General features: G+C 72.0%; 14 protein-coding genes. 7 read left to right on the forward strand and 7 right to left on the reverse strand.

The window, feature by feature from the left end; translation table 11 throughout:
• Positions 1 to 61: 61 nt before the first annotated feature.
• Complete coding sequence (locus Air01nite_RS35445; RefSeq protein WP_203707757.1) at positions 62 to 454, forward strand: VOC family protein; 393 nt, start codon at positions 62 to 64, stop codon at positions 452 to 454.
• Here the strand turns inward: Air01nite_RS35445 and Air01nite_RS35450 are convergent.
• The 5 genes from Air01nite_RS35450 to Air01nite_RS35470 all read right to left on the reverse strand — a co-directional run bounded on the left by Air01nite_RS35450 (position 447) and on the right by Air01nite_RS35470 (position 4,423).
• Entirely contained in the window at positions 447 to 1,136 is a 690-nt protein-coding gene (locus Air01nite_RS35450; protein WP_203707758.1) for a helix-turn-helix domain-containing protein, read from the reverse strand. The genes Air01nite_RS35445 and Air01nite_RS35450 overlap by 8 nt on opposite strands.
• 32 nt (positions 1,137 to 1,168) lie before the next feature.
• A complete protein-coding gene (locus Air01nite_RS35455; protein WP_203707759.1) occupies positions 1,169 to 1,354 on the reverse strand; it encodes a hypothetical protein in 186 nt (61 codons plus the stop codon).
• A 60-nt stretch (positions 1,355 to 1,414) separates the two neighbouring features.
• Positions 1,415 to 3,031 (reverse strand): sensor histidine kinase, encoded by a 1,617-nt coding sequence (locus tag Air01nite_RS35460; RefSeq protein ID WP_203707760.1) that lies wholly within the window; start codon positions 3,029 to 3,031, stop codon positions 1,415 to 1,417.
• Complete coding sequence (locus Air01nite_RS35465; protein ID WP_239091196.1) at positions 3,009 to 3,749, reverse strand: response regulator transcription factor; 741 nt, start codon at positions 3,747 to 3,749, stop codon at positions 3,009 to 3,011. The genes Air01nite_RS35460 and Air01nite_RS35465 overlap by 23 nt, the downstream gene beginning before the upstream one ends.
• A gap of 74 nt (positions 3,750 to 3,823) precedes the next feature.
• Complete coding sequence (locus Air01nite_RS35470) at positions 3,824 to 4,423, reverse strand: TetR/AcrR family transcriptional regulator (RefSeq protein ID WP_203707762.1); 600 nt, start codon at positions 4,421 to 4,423, stop codon at positions 3,824 to 3,826.
• A gap of 36 nt (positions 4,424 to 4,459) precedes the next feature.
• Between Air01nite_RS35470 and Air01nite_RS35475 the strand changes: the two genes are divergently transcribed.
• From Air01nite_RS35475 to Air01nite_RS35495, 5 genes are all read left to right on the forward strand, one after another.
• Positions 4,460 to 5,917 (forward strand): flavin-containing monooxygenase, encoded by a 1,458-nt coding sequence (locus Air01nite_RS35475; protein ID WP_203707763.1) that lies wholly within the window; start codon positions 4,460 to 4,462, stop codon positions 5,915 to 5,917.
• 478 nt (positions 5,918 to 6,395) lie between these two features.
• Entirely contained in the window at positions 6,396 to 7,259 is an 864-nt protein-coding gene (locus Air01nite_RS35480; protein WP_203707764.1) for an SDR family oxidoreductase, read from the forward strand.
• Positions 7,256 to 8,227, forward strand: coding sequence for an alpha/beta fold hydrolase (locus tag Air01nite_RS35485; RefSeq protein ID WP_203707765.1), 972 nt, complete (start codon positions 7,256 to 7,258; stop codon positions 8,225 to 8,227). Before Air01nite_RS35480 ends, Air01nite_RS35485 begins: the two co-directional genes overlap by 4 nt.
• Positions 8,228 to 8,313: 86 nt before the next feature.
• Positions 8,314 to 9,504 carry a low temperature requirement protein A gene (locus tag Air01nite_RS35490; protein ID WP_239091197.1) on the forward strand — a complete coding sequence of 397 codons (1,191 nt, stop codon included), beginning with the start codon at positions 8,314 to 8,316 and terminating at the stop codon, positions 9,502 to 9,504.
• A 24-nt stretch (positions 9,505 to 9,528) separates the two neighbouring features.
• Positions 9,529 to 10,980, forward strand: coding sequence for a pentapeptide repeat-containing protein (locus Air01nite_RS35495; protein WP_203707766.1), 1,452 nt, complete (start codon positions 9,529 to 9,531; stop codon positions 10,978 to 10,980).
• Between the two features lie 255 nt (positions 10,981 to 11,235).
• On the opposite strand, the gene Air01nite_RS35500 is transcribed toward Air01nite_RS35495, so the two are convergent.
• Both Air01nite_RS35500 and Air01nite_RS35505 read right to left on the reverse strand, forming a co-directional pair.
• On the reverse strand, positions 11,236 to 11,778 hold the full coding sequence (locus tag Air01nite_RS35500; RefSeq protein ID WP_203707767.1) for a hypothetical protein: 543 nt from the start codon (positions 11,776 to 11,778) through the stop codon (positions 11,236 to 11,238).
• A 102-nt stretch (positions 11,779 to 11,880) separates the two neighbouring features.
• Positions 11,881 to 13,035, reverse strand: a complete 1,155-nt coding sequence (locus tag Air01nite_RS35505; protein ID WP_239091198.1) for a CapA family protein — start codon at positions 13,033 to 13,035, stop codon at positions 11,881 to 11,883.
• A gap of 504 nt (positions 13,036 to 13,539) precedes the next feature.
• On the opposite strand from Air01nite_RS35505, the gene Air01nite_RS35510 reads away from it, so the two are divergent.
• Positions 13,540 to 14,412, forward strand: coding sequence for a hypothetical protein (locus Air01nite_RS35510; RefSeq protein WP_373310555.1), 873 nt, complete (start codon positions 13,540 to 13,542; stop codon positions 14,410 to 14,412).
• The last annotated feature ends 1,003 nt before the right edge of the window (positions 14,413 to 15,415 follow it).

Raw genomic sequence — 15,415 nt, forward strand, 5'->3', positions numbered from 1 at the left:
CGACATACGAGGGTCCGATTCGTTCAAGACTTGGCGCGGTCCGCCGGCTTACGTTCGGATCATGAGTCTGCACATCAGTCTTTTCGAGCTGGTCGTGACCGATATGGCCAAGTCGCTCGCCTTCTACCGCGCGCTCGGGGTGTCGATCCCGGAATCCGCCGACAACGAGCCGCACGTCGACGTGGCGCTGCCGGGCGGGATGCGCCTGGCCTTCGACACCGTCGAGACGATCCGGTCGTTCAACCCGGGCTGGCAGGCACCGACGGGCTCGCCGCGGGCATCGCTGGCCTTCCGCTGCGACAGCCCGGCGGAGGTCGACGAGGTCTACGCGCGCATGACCAGGGACGGCTGGTCAGGCGTGCTGGAGCCGTTCGACGCGTTCTGGGGCCACCGTTACGCGACCCTGCACGACCCGGACGGCACGGGCGTCGACCTGTTCGCGGACCTCAGCTGAGGTCGAGCCGGCCGAGCGGGACGCCGGTCAGGGCCCGCACCTCGCGCGACAGGTGCGGCTGGTCGGCGTAGCCGGCGTCCGCGGCCGCGGTCGCCTTGGGCACACCGGCCCGCAGCAGGGCCAGCGCGCGGCGCATGCGCAGGATGCGGGCCAGGGTCTTGGGACCGTAGCCGAACAGGTCGCGGCTGGCGCGGTGCAGGTGGCGCTCCGTCAGGCCGACCTCGGCGGCGGTCGCGGAGACGGTGGCGCCGGTGGCGAGACTGCGGGCGATCGCCTGGGCCCGCGGATCGGGACCGCCGGCCGCCCGCAGCCTCGCCTCGGCTAGTCGGTCGAGCAGGTCGCCGTCGCGGGTGTCGGCCATGCCGTCGGCGATCTCGCGGACCAGCGCGGCCGGCCACAGCGCGTCGAGCGGCACCCGCTGGTCGGTCAGCTCGGCGGCCGGCAGGCCGAACACGGCGGGGCCGGTGCCGGGCGCGAAGCGCAGGCCGACGATCGACTCGCCGGCGGTCAGGTCGGACAGCCCGGCCGTCGTGTCGGGGCCGGCGACCATCAGGCCGGTGCGGCTCGACCAGATCAGGTCGGTGCAGCCGTCGGGCAGGATGCGAGCCTGGCGCGAGGTGGTCACCATGCGCCGCCAGAGCACCCCTTGTGATCGGGGTGCGCGCCATTCGTCCAGGCTCATGCTCGGCATGCTCGCACCGGGGTACGACGTTTCTAGTCGTCCTCTTCCTTGGGTTCGTCGGTCGGGTCGCCGTCGCCGAAGCCGAGGGCGATGCCGATCGCGAGGCCGATGCCGATGCCGGACGCGATGCCGGTGGCCAGGTTGTCGAAGACGAACATCCCCAGCACGACCCCGACGACGACGCCGAGCGCGATCCCCGTTCCCATGGTCCGGTTCACGGCGGCTCCCCTCCGTCGCTGTGCCCACCGCGTACCCGATGCGCCGCGCCGGCAAACCGGTCATTCGTCCGTTTCGTCGTCTTCCGCGAACAACGGAAGTCGTACCGTGAAGGCCGTCAGACCCGGCTCACTCGAGACCGTGACCGCGCCGTGGTGCGCGCCGACGACGGCGGACACGATCGCGAGGCCGAGCCCGGTGCTGCCGGCGGCGCGCGACCGCGACGAGTCGCCGCGGGCGAACCGGTCGAAGACCTCGCCCTGCAGGCCCGCCGGGATGCCCGGCCCGTCGTCGGTGACCGTCAGCACGGCGTGATCGCCGTCGGTGGTCAGGCCGGTGACGACGGTGGTGCCCGGCGGCGTGTGGGTGCGGGCGTTGGCGAGCAGGTTGGCGAGCACCTGGTGCAGCCGCGGCCCGTCGCCGCCGACCACGATCGCCTGGGTGGGCAGGTCCAGCCGCCAGTGGTGGCCCGGCCCGGCGACGTGCGCGTCACCGACCGTGTCGACGACGAGCGCGGTCAGGTCGACGGCGCCCTCGGCCAGCGGGCGGCCGGCGTCCAGGCGGGCGAGCAGCAGCAGGTCCTCGACCAGCGTGGTCATCCGGGCGCTCTCCGACTCGACCCGGCCGATCGCGTGCGCGACGTCGGCCGGCACCGGGGCCGGGTTGCGGCGGGTCAGCTCGGCGTAGCCGCGGATGGCGGCGAGCGGGGTGCGCAGCTCGTGGCTCGCGTCGGCGACGAACTGGCGTACCCGCGTCTCGCTGGCATGCCGCGCGGCGAGCGCGTCGCTGACGTGGGTGAGCATCCGGTTGAGCGCGGCGCCGACCCGGCCGACCTCGGTATCAGGATCTTCATCGGGTACGCGCATCGGCAGCGCGACCTCGCCGCGGTCCAGCGGCAGCTCCGTGACCTGGGCCGCGACACTGGCGACGCGTTCCAGCGGGCGCAGCTCGCGGCGGACGATCAACGCACCCGCGCCGCCGGCGAGCAGGAGTGCGGCGGCGGCCAGCGCGGACTCGACGACGAGCAGGCGCTGCACGGTGTCGTCGACGGAGGCGAGCGGGAGTCCGATCACGACGGTGCTGCCGTCCTCGACCCGGGCGGCCAGGCGGTACGCGCCCAGGGTGGCGAGGTCGCGGGTGTGCGCCTGGCCGTCCACCGGGACACCGGCCAGGGCCGCGTGCGCGGCCGCGGGGACCGCGAGGATCTCGGTGTTGCTCTCCGGGTCGCGGCGGCCGGAGAGGGTGACGGTGCCGCCGTCGACGCGGGCGGCGAGGGTGTCCGGGGGTTGGCCGTTGAGGGCCGGGCCGACGTCGACCCAGTCGGACGGGGGTGGTGGCGGGTCTGGCCGCCCGCCACCCGGTGGCGGCGGGCGGCCGGGCGGCGGCTGGCCGCCGTCGGGCTGGTTCGGGCGGTCGGGTGGCGGGTTGGGGCGTTCGCCGAGTTGCGGGAAGCCGGCGCGGGCCTGGCTCGCGGCGAGTTGGCTGTCGACCTGGGCGACCAGGGAGCCGCGCAGGGCGATGGTGGTGACGGCGCCGGTGGTGACGAGCACGATCGCGAGCAGGGCGATCACGATGAGCAGCAGCCGCGTGCGCAGCGTCCGCCGTCTCCCCCGCCTACGAGGCGCCGGAGGCGCTGGGGAGAGCGCCTCCGGCGGCTCAGTCGGCGGGCTTGAGGACATACCCCGCGCCGCGCAGCGTATGGATCATCGGTGCGTTCCCGGCATCGATCTTCTTCCGGAGGTACGAGATGTAGAGCTCGACGACGTTTGCCTGCCCGCCGAAGTCGTAGTGCCACACCCGGTCGAGGATCTGCGCCTTGCTGAGCACCCGCCGCGGATTGCGCATCATGAACCTGAGCAGCTCGAACTCGGTCGCGGTCAGTGCGATCAGGCTACCGGCCCGGCGCACCTCGTGCGAGTCCTCGTCGAGCATCAGATCGCCGACGACGATCACGGCTTCCTCGCGGGCGCTGACCCCGACGCCGGCGCGGCGCATCAGGGCGCGCAGCCGGGCGACGACCTCTTCGAGACTGAACGGCTTGGTCACGTAGTCGTCGCCGCCCGCGGTGAGACCCGCGACCCGGTCCTCGACGGCGTCACGCGCGGTGAGGAACAGGACCGGCACGTTGGGCGCGTGCACGCGCATTCGGCGCATGACCTCGAGGCCGTCGAAGTCGGGCAGCATCACGTCGAGCACGACCACGTCGGGCTCGAACTGCCGGGCTTCCTGCACCGCGCTCGACCCGGTGCCGGCCGCGCGCACCTCCCAGCCTTCGTAGCGGAGCGCCAGCTGGAGGAGGTCGGTGAGCGTGGGTTCGTCGTCGACGACGAGCACCCTGATGGGAGCGCCGTCCGGGCGCCGGAAGTCCGCGAGCCGCCCATCACCGATCGTGACCATGCGGGTCATCGTGCCGGTGGTTGCTGTGCGCGGTATAGCCGTTTCCTGTGCGCGACCTGTGAGTCGGCTATTTGTCATGGCCGCTCCGGCACGACCGCGGTGAAGAGGGCGACCACCGGTTCGGTGAGGCCGGCGAAGCTGCCGCCGGGCTCGCCGCTGGGTCCGACGACGTCGAGCATGAGCTCGTTGATGCCGCCGACCAGGGCGAGCGCCATCGGTGGCGTGAGCGTGGAGATTCGCGGGTTCGTCGCGCGGGCCTCGTCGACGAGGTCGACCAGGGTCTGCGCGAACTCGCGCTGGACGTGCTGGCGCATCCGGTACGCGCGTACGCCGGCGGCCTGCATCTCGATGACCACCGCGCGGTTGACCGGCAGCATGGCGTCGAGGGTGGCGAGGTAGGCGTCGGTGACCGCGCGTACCCGATCTGACCAGGGTTGTTGCTTCGAGCCCGCCTCGCGGAGCACGGTCATGAGCCGGGTGCAGGCGTCCCCGTAGAGGGCGAGCAGGCATTCCTCCTTGTCGGCGAAATGCTCGTAGAACGTCCGTTTCGAGACGCGCGCGTTCGCGACGATGTCCGCGATGGTCGTCGCGGCGTAGCCTTTCTCGGCGACGGCGTTGGCCAGCGCGAGCTCCAGGCTCGCGCGGACGTCCGCCGCGGTGCGCGGGGCGGTCATTGCTGTCGCCTCCGGATGGCTGCTCGTGGAGGATTCATGGACGCCGACGCCCGGCACTGCGCCATCGCCGTCATCGGCGCGGGCTTCGGCGGCATCGCGACGGGCCTGCGGCTGCGCGCCGCCGGCCGCGAGGATTTCCTGATCTTCGACCGCGGGGCGGAGGTCGGGGGCACGTGGCGCGACAACACGTACCCCGGTTGCGCCTGCGACGTCCCGTCCCACATGTATTCATTGTCGTTCATGCCGAACCCGGGGTGGAGCCGGAGCTTCTCCGGTCAACCGGAGATCTGGTCCTACCTGCGGGAATGCGCGTCGTCGTTGCGTGACCGGCTGCGTCTGTCGCATGAGGTCCTGGGTGCGGTGTTCCGTGACGGCCGGTGGTTGCTCGACACGTCGCAGGGTTCGTACACGGCTGATTTCCTCGTCGCCGCCGGCGGCCCGCTGTCCGCGCCGTCTCTCCCGTCGCTGCCCGGTCTGTCGAGTTTCGCCGGGGAGACGTTCCACTCTTCGGCCTGGAACCATGATCTTGACCTGCGGGGCCGGCGGGTGGCGGTGATCGGCACGGGCGCGTCGGCGGTGCAGTTCGTGCCGCAGATCGCGCCCGCGGTGGCCCACCTGTCGCTCTTCCAGCGCACGGCACCGTGGGTTCTGCCGCGCGGCGACCGCGACTTCACCTCGGGCGAGCGGCGGGCGTTCACCCGCGTGCCGGCGCTGCGCCGCCTGGCCCGCGCGGGCGTCTACTGGGGACGCGAGTTGGCGGCGCTGGGTTTCCTGCACCCGCCGGTGATGCGCCTGGCGGAACGCACGGCCCGCCGCCACCTGGCCGCGTCGATCACGGACCCGGCGCTGCGGCAGGCCCTGACCCCGGCGTACCGGATGGGCTGCAAGCGCGTGCTCCTCTCGGACGACTTCTATCCGGCCCTGACCCGCCCGAACGTCGACCTGATCACGACACCGCTCGCCTCAGCGACCCGGTCAGGCCTTGTGACCTCGGACGGCGTTTCGCATCCGGTCGACACGATCATCTTCGGTACGGGTTTCCGCGCGACCGATCCCCCGCTGGCGGCGGTGATCCGCGGCCCGGACGGCCGCACCCTGGCGGAGTCGTGGGGCGGCAGCATGCGGGCGTACCTCGGCTCCGGTGTCACCGGCTTCCCCAACCTGTTCATGCTGCTGGGCCCCAATACCGGCCTGGGCCATACGTCGGTGGTGTTCATGATCGAATGTCAGATCGACCATCTGCTGCGCCTCCTGTCCCATATCGAGGGCGCCGGCGGCGGGGCGTGGGAGCCGACCCCGGAGGCGCAGTCCCGGTACGTCGACTTCGTCGACCGCCGAATGACCGGGACCGTCTGGGAGTCGGGCGGGTGCCACAGCTGGTACCAGGACCCCACGGGCCGCGTCTCGACCCTCTGGCCGGGCCACACCTGGTCGTACTGGTTGCGCACCCGCCGCTTCACTCCCAAGGCCTACCGCCGCGCCGCTCTCACGTAACCGCCCATCCGACCACGCCGCCCGCAGGCGCACGCCCGTGTATGGCAGTCGTGGCGCCCACCGCCGACATGCCCATCAGCCGACCACGCCGCGCGCCATCAATCCACGCCCGCAGCGCCGCCGCCGCGCCACCAACACGACCACCCCCGCCGACCCCGGGCACAGGCGAGCCGTGAGCCCGCGGGGCGCGGATGCGCGGGACGGCGCTGCCGTGACGGCGTCGGTCGTCTGCAGCTCGACGACCCGGGCACGGCGAGCCGCGAGCCCGCGAGGCGCGGATGCGCCGAACAGCGCTGCCGTGACGGCGTCGGTCGTCTGCAGCTCGACGATCTGCCGTCGGGGCGCGAACGCCGGCCCTCGCCGCGCCACACGCCGGCCGCGAGCATGCGCGGTGCGGTGGGGGTGGTCGGCGCTGGCATGCTTGGCACGGCCACCCGTTCCTGGTGGTGCGTGGCCATAGCTGTCCGGAGGTGATCGCATGAAGGACACCGTCGTCTTCGTCACCGGCGCCGCACGCGGTATCGGCGCGCACACCGCCCGGCTGGCCGTAGCCCGCGGTGCCCGCGTCGCCCTCGTCGGCCTGGAACCGCACCTCCTCGCCGACCTGGCCGCCGAACTGGGCGACGCCGCCCGCTGGTTCGAGGCCGACGTCACCGACCAGGCAGCGCTCGACGCCGCGGTCCGCGGCACGGTCGACGCCTTCGGCGGCATCGACGCGGTGGTAGCCAACGCCGGCATCGCCAACCGCGGCACCATCGCGGTCGGTGACCTGGAGGCCCTGGTCCGCACCATCGAGGTGAACCTGCTCGGCACCGTCCGCACGGTCGGCGCCACGGTCGCGGCGGTATCCGCCCGCCGCGGGTACTACCTCCTCGTCTCCTCGGCCGCCGCCTTCGCGGCGCTGCCGGGCATGGCCGCCTACTGCGCCGCCAAAGCGGGCGTGGAGCACTTCGGCAACGCGATCCGCCTCGAGCTCGCCCACCGCGGTGTCGACGTCGGCACCGCCCACATGAGCTGGGTCGACACCGACCTGGTCCGGGACGTGAAGGACGACCTGCCCACCTTCCGCGCGGCCCTGGACCGGCTGCCGGGCCCGTTCGGCCGCAGCGTCCCGGTCGAACGCTGCGCCGCCAGGTTCCTGGACGCGATCGCCCACCGCCGGCGCCGGGTCTACGTGCCCCGGTCCGTCGCCGTGGCGTCCGCCTTCCGCTCGGTCGCGAACGGCCCGCTCGCCGGCTGGCTCACCCGCCGCGCGGCCGCCACGTCCGTACCCGAGCTCGAAGCCCAACTCGACGCCCTCGGCCGCGGCTACGGCCGCAACACGGCGCCGCAGCAGCGATGACCGGCATCGACCTCGTCCACGAACGCCGCGGCGCGGGCCCGCCCCTGGTCCTGCTGCACGGCATCGGCCACCACTGGCGCGCCTGGGAGCCCGTACTCGACCGCCTCGCCGAACACCACGACGTGATCGCCGTGGACCTGCCCGGCTTCGGCCGCTCCCCGGCACCGGCGGCCGGCCCAGTCGGCATGCCCGGGCTGGTCGAAGCCCTCACATCGTTCTTCACCTCCCTCGGCCTCGCCGGACCACCGAACGACAAACCCGCCGGACCGTCGAACGACAACCCCGCCGCTTCAGGCGCGACCACGCCGGTCGCCAGCGGCGACGACCTTGCTGCTCCCACTCCGCACCGGCCGGCCCCCGGCCACGACCGTGCCGATCCCGTTCCACCCCAGCTCGGATTCGAGACCGACCCACGCCCACACGTCGCCGGCAACAGCCTCGGCGGCGCGATCGCCCTGGAACTGGCCGCGGCCGGCCACGTCGCCTCGGCCACCGCCTTGTCGCCGGCCGGCTTCGCGACGCCGGGCCAGCTCCGCTACGCCGTAGCGGTCCTCACGGCACACCGCCTCGTGTCCCGCCTACCAACCCCTCTCGTACGCACCGTGCTCCGCTCCCCTCGCCTGCGCGCCGCCGCGTTCGGGATGCTGCTGTCCCGCCCGGGCCGGATCACCCTCGACCGCGCCCTCGCCGACTCGCTCGCCCTGCGGCACGGCGCCGCCTTCCGAACGATCGCCCGCGCCAGCCGCGGCTACGCGTTCGCCGGCGAACCGGCCGTGCCGGTCACGGTCGCCTGGGGCACCCGGGACCTGATCCTCCGGCACCGCCAGGCCACCGTGGCCCGTGCCGGCCTGCCCCACGCCCACCACGTCGACCTGCCGGGCTGCGGCCACGTGCCGATGAGCGACGACCCCGACCTGGTGGCCGACCTCATCCTGACCACGACGGGTGCCAAACCCCGACCGTCCTGAGTCGCCCGCACCCGCGCGGCAGGATCACCCGGCCCGGCGCCGATGTCGACGCGCTCCAGGGCACCAGCCTGTGAAAAAGTGCCTGGGTGACGACTGCTGCGCGGCGCACCTGGTACCGGCCGATGCGGTCCCGGTCTTCGACCGAACCCAACCGCGCGTCGACGCCACTGGAGCTGTTCTTCGACCTGTGCTTCGTCGTAGCCGTCGCCCAGTCGGCCACGCTGCTCGAACACACCGTTGCCGACGATCACTTCGTGCATGGCGTCCGCTCCTATCTCATGGTGTTCTTCGCCATCTGGTGGGCCTGGATGAACTTCACGTGGTTCTCGTCCGCGTACGACACGGACGACGACATCTACCGCCTCTCGGTGCTGATCTCGATCGTGGGCGCACTGGTCATCGCGGCCGGGGTCCCGCCCGCCTTCGAGGACCAGAACTTCCTGATCGCCACCGTCGGCTACTCGGTGATGCGGTTCGCCAACGTCGGCCAGTGGATCCGGGCCGCCGTGTCGGACCCCGTCCATCGCGCGGCCGCGACGCGGTACGCGATCGGGATCGTCGTGGTGCAGGTCGGCTGGTGGCTGAACCTGCTGGTGCACGGTGGCGTCGAGTACTGGGTGTTCCTCGGCCTCGTCGTCGCGGAGCTCCTGGTGCCGATCGTGGCCGAGCGGCCGGGAATGACCCCCTGGCACCCGGGCCACATCGCCGAACGCTACGGCCTGTTCACCCTGATCGTGCTCGGCGAGGCGGTGCTGGCCGCGTCGGTCGCGTTCCAGGGCGGGCTGGGCAGCGGCGCCGACGCCGACCTGATCTGGCTCGCCTCCGCGGGGATCATCATCGTCTTCTCGATGTGGTGGCTCTACTTCGATCGCGAGACGGCCCCCACCCCGGGCTGGAACTTCCTATGGGGGTACGGCCACTACTTCATCTTCGCCTCGGCCGCCGCCGTCGGGGCCGGGCTGGTGGTCAACGTCGACCACCACACCAGTGAGCCACACATCTCCGACACGGCCGCGGGCTACGCGATCGCGATCCCGGTCGCCGTCTACACCCTCTGCGTGTGGGGTCTGCACTACGTGCCGCATGAGCGTGGCCTCCTCCTCTTCACACCCCCGGTCGGGGCGGCCCTGATCCTGGCCGCACCGTTCTGGCCCGCGACCGCCCAGGTGATCGCCGTGCTCCTGGCGCTCGTGGTGGCGATAACGGTAGTTCTCACGCGTCGCGCGTTGGACTTATCCACAAGCGAGAGTTATCCACAGGACGACCCAACCGATTGACGGATCGGTGGCATGCTGACCGCCGTGGCAGACCCCAAGCGCACCGACGACCTCCGTGTGATGCCGTGGTGGCACGTGCTGATCGGCGTGCTCCTGGCCATCGTGCTGGGCTGGCTCGTCCTCGACTGGCTGCTCGGCGAAGCCAACCGCGCCACCGGTGTCGACGTCCGCGCCATCCTGCGGGTCGACGCGATCCGCACGGGCCTGACGGTGGTGGCCGGCACGGGCGGCGGCCTGGCCCTGCTGCTCGCCGCACGTCGCCAGTGGCTGAGCGAGCGGTCCCAGCGCCATCAGGAGTTCACGGCCGCCCGCGACCACTCACACCGCGAACGCATCCAGGAGCACACCGAGCAGGTCGCCGCCACCAGCCAGAAGAACCAGGAAGAACAGGCACGCAGGGCCGAGTACGACGCCACCGAACGCCGCGTCACCGACCTGTTCACCAAGGCCGTCGACCTGCTCGGCAGCGACAAGGCGGCGGTCCGACTGGGCGGGCTCTACGCGCTCGAACGCCTGGCGCAGGACAACGTCAGCCAACGCCAGACGGTGGTTGCGGTGATCTGCGCCTACCTACGCATGACCGACGAGCCCGACCGGTCACCCGAGGCCGGCCACGAACGCGAGCGGGCCCACACGACCGGCTCGGAGCAAGAAGACGAGGTGCGCGACAAGCCGAGTGCCGCAAACCACGAGGACGAGGTGCGCCGCAGCGCTCAGCGACTCCTGACCCGCCACCTGCACGCGGACACGCCCGACAGCTATTGGCCGGAGGTTCGGCTCGACCTGGCCCACACCCGACTTGTCGACTTCGACGCGAGCGGCTGCACCCTCGCCGACGCCGACTTCACCGGCGCCCGCTTCGTCGGCACGACCCGCTTCGCCAAGGCCCGCACCGAGGGTCGGCTGACGCTGACCCGCGCCCATTTCGGGCAGGCAACGACCTTCGAGGGCCTGACCACGTCGGGCGACGTGATGCTCGACGAGAGCGTCTTCGACGGCGACGCGACCTTCGACCGCGCCACGTTCGGCGGCGAGTTCTCGGCGCGACGCGCCAGCTTCGCGTCGGCCTCCTTCTCGGAGGCGACCTTCGACAAGACGGCGACCTTCGACCACACGAGCTTCAAGGGCACCACGTCGTTCCGCAGCTCTGCGTTCCACAGTGGCCTGTCGATCGAGCGGGGCAGGTTCGCGGACTACGCCGGCTTCCGGTCGACGAGGTTCGAGGACATGGCCTTCTTCCGCTGGACGGCCTTCGAGGGCGACGCCTACTTCGAGAACGCCGTCTTCGAGGGCGCCGTCAACCTAGGTCGCGCCGAGTTCCACGCCCGGGCCAGCTTCGCGGGCGCCACGATGAAACGCCGCCCCAACATCGACCACGTCCGAGCCGCCGCCAACCAGACCCACGTCTGGCCGCCCGGCACAACAGCCGAAAAGGAGGACGACGACTGGATCGTCCTCGTCGACCACCGCGCCTAACACCGCCGAGCGTCGGCTCGACCACCACACCGGCTCCAACCCCGACCGCGAACCGCCCGAGCCCTTCCCACCCAACACAGACCCCGCCCTACCGGGACCGGCCACGCCCTACCGCGACCGGCCACGCGCGGCAAGGACTGACCTCGCCCGGTCAAAGGTCGAGGTCAGGTCCGACAGACCGCCACGATCTGGTCCGATCGCCAGCTGTTTGGGTTCGAGCGAGGCGCGAGGTGGCGCTGACACCCCGCCGACGCGTCAGGTGTGCAGGCGCGAGCGTGGTCCGAAGCGCCGGGCCACCGCCACGCCGGCGCCGGCCAACGTCGCCAGGATCGCGAGCGATGCCACCAGCGCCAGGGCGGTGCGGCCGCCATCGGGCTCGGCCGCATCTGACCCGGCGGGGAGCCCGACCGTGAGGGTCGCGTCGCCCGCGAGGCCGTCGTCGCACTCCGCCTTCAGTGCGTACTGGCCGGGTGCCGCGTTGGCCGGAATCAGGTACGTGACCCGGAAGGCGCCCGGCCCGCCCGCCGGGTAGGGCTCCAGCGGCAGCTCCGGCGGCCCGCCGAAGGGGACCACGTTCACGCTGGCCGAGGTGGCGCGGGCGCCGCACCAGACGTCGACCACGGTTGTCCGGCCAGGCACCGAGTTCGGCGCGAACACCGTCGCGTCCGCCGCTGCGGCCGGGCCGGCGCCGGCCACCACGAGCAACGACGCCACCGCCACCCCGACGGCGCCGCGCACACCCAGGCCCATCGCCACGGCCCGGACGACCCGGGCCGGCCGACTGAGACCTAGCCGCATGACCCCATCCACCCCCACCGGTCGCCGGTAGCCACAGGACACCAGAAAACCCCGGCCACCAACCGATTTCCGGCGTTCAGGTCCGCCGACCCCGGACTCCACTTAAGATTGACCGTCGATCCGCAGGCCAGCCTGACGGGCACCGAGCAAGTCGAGATACCCGACGATCCGGCGATGGATCCGGCCCCAGTCCTCGCGCTCCGACGCCGGCGACGAGCGCAGCGCCGCCGGCAGGTCCACGACCCGGGCCGCGGGCTGGTACTGCATGAACGTCGGCACCGCCGACGCCGACGTCGCCTTCCACCGGCCCGGGCCTACCCGCGCGAACGTGAACTCCGCGACCACGGCATCCTGCGTGTTCTCCGGCGACCCGTCCGGGAAGCGGGTCGTCAGGTTGCCCAACCCATACGCCACCCACTTGTCGCCGATCTTCTCGAACGGCTGCACCACGTGCACGTGATGCCCCACGATCAGGTCGATGTCCGGCGACGCGAGCAGCTCCCTGGCGATGCCGAGCTGACCCTCGTCGGCCTCGTTCTGGTACTCCGTGCCCCAGTGCAGCGACACCACGACGATCTCAGCGCCGGCGGAACGCGCCTGGCGCGTCCCGGCGAGCACCGCCTCGGTCGAGAGCAGGTTCGCCGACCACTCCTTGCCCGGCTCACGCGACAGACCATTGAAAGAGAACGTGTACGAAAGCTGGGCGACCTTCACCCCGCGTACCGCCAGAATTGTCGGTTTTGCTGCCTCCACGGCGGAGCGGGCCGTGCCCGTGTGCCGGATCCCGACGCGGTCCAGGTTGTCGAGTGTCCGCGCGATCCCGGCCATCCCGGTGTCGAGCGAATGGTTCGAAGCGGTCGAGCACGTGTCGAAACCGGCGTCGGCCGCGGCGTCGGCGAGCTCCGGCGGCACGCTGAAGATCGGGTACCCGGTGAACGGCCCGCCACGCTCCGCCAACGGCGTCTCCATATGACAGATGCCCAGGTCGGCCGCCCGGATCCGGGGCGCGACGCCGGCCAGCACCTTGGTGAAGTCGTACGCGTCCGGCCGGCCCGCGTCGGCCGCCGCCTGCGCCGTCAGCTCCGGATGGACCAGCAGGTCGCCCGCGGCGGCGATGGTGATCGAGTCAGCGGGGCCGGCCACCCGCGGCGGGCCCACCAAACCGCCCGCCAGGCCGCCCGGCAGCAACGCCGGCAGGACCGCCATCGTGGGCAACCAGGCCAACCCGAGAGCCAGCACCGCCGGCACGAAGCTCACCGCCAGAGCACGGGCTAAAACCGGCAAAACCCGCTTAGCGGGCTCATCGTCCATAACAGACAATCCTGGCCCATTCGCTGACCGGCCCGCGCGTGAACGACAAAAGACGATCAAGCGACACTTGTACGGCGGGCCGATACCGCGCTCGGCCCGATGGTTACCGCTACTCCCCCATTCGACCGAGGCGGCGGCTTGGGCCCCGATTGCGGGCAGACGCTTCCGAACTGCCAGGCTTGTCCGCGTGTGCATGGATTAAACGGACAAGACGGTATGGCGCCTTGCCGGCCCGAGCCCTCCCCGGGTCGTCCCACCTGACTAGCTGCCCACCAAGCGAATGTGGCGCAGACCACAAAAGTGCCAGGTCAAAGTGGTGCGAGCCCTGTCTAACCTCTTCGGGTGCCGCCCAGAGATATCGGAAAACATCGACATGACGGAATTCGCCCGACTAGCCGTTCGGTTGAGGTCACTTCAGACGGACAGCCGGCCGGGCGACACAGACGAGAGATAGAGCCGAAGGAACTGAGCAAGCTCCGCGGTTGGCTCCAACCGATATTCGCCACCCCCGCGGCGCGTATCGGACTCGTCGCCGGACTCGCCTGCTGCCTCGGCCTCGCGGCCGCGGTCGAGACCCGCGACGCGAACCAGCCGGCCCGGGCCATCACCTCGGTGGCGGCGGCGGAGCAAGCGGCGGCGAGAGCCGCGGCGGAACGGTCACTGGCGGAGACGCAGCAACGCGCTTCCCGGTCCGATGCCCGCGACGTCCTGACCCCCACCGAGACCCCCGCACCCACGCCGTCGGCGACCACCCCCACGACGCCGGCCGCTACCCCCACCAAATCCCCCACCCGCAAGCAAACCCCCCGCAAGACCACCACGAAGAAGGCAACAGCCCCCGCCAAGACCGCCACCGCCACCGCCACGGCCAAGCCGAAGCCGACCGTCGTAGCGCCGGTGGCCGGCCTGACCCAGGCGCAGATGAACAACGCCGCCACGATCGTCAAGACCGGCGTCAACATGGGCATTCCGGAGCGCGGCCTGATCGTCGCGATCGCGACGGCGATGCAGGAGAGCAACCTCTACAACCTGGCCAACACCGGGCTGCCGGAGTCGCTCAACTACCCCAACGAGGGCACCGGGTACGACCACGACTCGGTCGGCCTGTTCCAGCAGCGCACCAGCACCGGCTGGGGCACGGTCGAGGAGCTGATGACACCGGCTATTTCGGCGTCGAAGTTCTTCGCCGCGCTGCAGCAGGTGTTCGGCTGGCAGAACATGTCCATCGCCGGCGCCGCCCAGGCGGTGCAGGTGTCCGCGTTCCCCGACGCGTACGCCCAGCACGAAGGCGCCGCCACCACCGTGGTGGAAGCGCTGATCTGATCCGGATGACGGAAAGACCCGGGCGGCTCACGGGCCGCCCGGGTCTTTCGTTCTTCAGCGGATGACCGCGGTGCGCCTCCCGCGCAGCCGAGGCCACTTCCCCTTGCCCTTGCCGTCCTTGCCGTCGTTCCCGTCCTGAGGCTGGTCACCGTCCGCGTCGGTCCGGCCCTCGTCCCCGGGTGCGGCGGACCGCAACGCAGGAGACCCGGCCGACTCCGGGCGGCGCTCGTCCCCAGCGGCGTCGGGCGCACCGGACCGCAGGGGAGGCAATGCCCCATCGGGTACGGACGAAGCGCGCGCCACAGAAGCGTCGCCGCCGCCGAGCTCGGGAGCCGCACTCCGCAGCCCGTTGTCGCCGACGTCGGCCTTACCGGACAGCCCCGCCGGCCCCGGTGGCTCGCCGTCCGCACCGCTTGTATCGCCCTTACCAGCGGCGCCGCCGCTTGCCCGACTTCCGCTTCGCTTGCCGCTTCTTACCCGTTGCTCCGACGCCCGTTGGGCGCTCGTATGGCCAGATGGGCTGTTGTCCGCGTTCTCGACGGCCTTGCCGTTGCCGGCCGCACCGCCGGCGCGCTTCCCGCCCGCGCCACCGGCAGCAGCGCCACCGCCGCCATCACCTTCGGCCGCACGATCGTTACCGGCCGCCCGCCCACGGCTCTCCGCGGGCCGCCCACCGTGCCCAGGCCGCCCACGCCCGTCAGAGTTGACCGGCCGCCCAGGCGCAGCGGGCCGAACGCTGTTGGCCGCGGACGCCCTCCCGGTAATCGGCACGCCCGTCGGACCACTCTCACCCGAGCCAGCCGCCCGCCCACTCGCACGACCCGCCGCCGCACCACCGGCACGGTCCTCGTCGCCTTCAGACCCACTATCGGCCACGCTGCCAGCCGCCGCACCACCCGCCGCGCGCGAGCCACTGCCGCCCGCACCGCCCGACGCCCCACCGCTCCCGGCACGAGAGCTGCTGCTACCCGCCGCAGGGTTACTGCCAGCCGCACCGCCAGCG

It is taken from the genome of Asanoa iriomotensis, from assembly GCF_016862515.1.
In the GTDB taxonomy this organism is placed as follows: Bacteria; Actinomycetota; Actinomycetes; order Mycobacteriales; family Micromonosporaceae; genus Asanoa; species Asanoa iriomotensis.

Excerpts from the sequence above, each read along its gene's own strand:
- Air01nite_RS35445 (WP_203707757.1), top strand. The coding sequence starts at position 62 with ATGAGTCTGCACATCAGTCTTTTCGAGCTGGTCGTGACCGATATGGCC.
- Air01nite_RS35450 (WP_203707758.1), bottom strand. The coding sequence starts at position 1,136 with ATGAGCCTGGACGAATGGCGCGCACCCCGATCACAAGGGGTGCTCTGG.
- Air01nite_RS35460 (WP_203707760.1), bottom strand. The coding sequence starts at position 3,031 with ATGTCCTCAAGCCCGCCGACTGAGCCGCCGGAGGCGCTCTCCCCAGCG.
- Air01nite_RS35465 (WP_239091196.1), bottom strand. The coding sequence starts at position 3,749 with ATGGTCACGATCGGTGATGGGCGGCTCGCGGACTTCCGGCGCCCGGAC.
- Air01nite_RS35470 (WP_203707762.1), bottom strand. The coding sequence starts at position 4,423 with ATGACCGCCCCGCGCACCGCGGCGGACGTCCGCGCGAGCCTGGAGCTC.
- Air01nite_RS35475 (WP_203707763.1), top strand. The coding sequence starts at position 4,460 with ATGGACGCCGACGCCCGGCACTGCGCCATCGCCGTCATCGGCGCGGGC.
- Air01nite_RS35480 (WP_203707764.1), top strand. The coding sequence starts at position 6,396 with ATGAAGGACACCGTCGTCTTCGTCACCGGCGCCGCACGCGGTATCGGC.
- Air01nite_RS35485 (WP_203707765.1), top strand. The coding sequence starts at position 7,256 with ATGACCGGCATCGACCTCGTCCACGAACGCCGCGGCGCGGGCCCGCCC.
- Air01nite_RS35500 (WP_203707767.1), bottom strand. The coding sequence starts at position 11,778 with ATGCGGCTAGGTCTCAGTCGGCCGGCCCGGGTCGTCCGGGCCGTGGCG.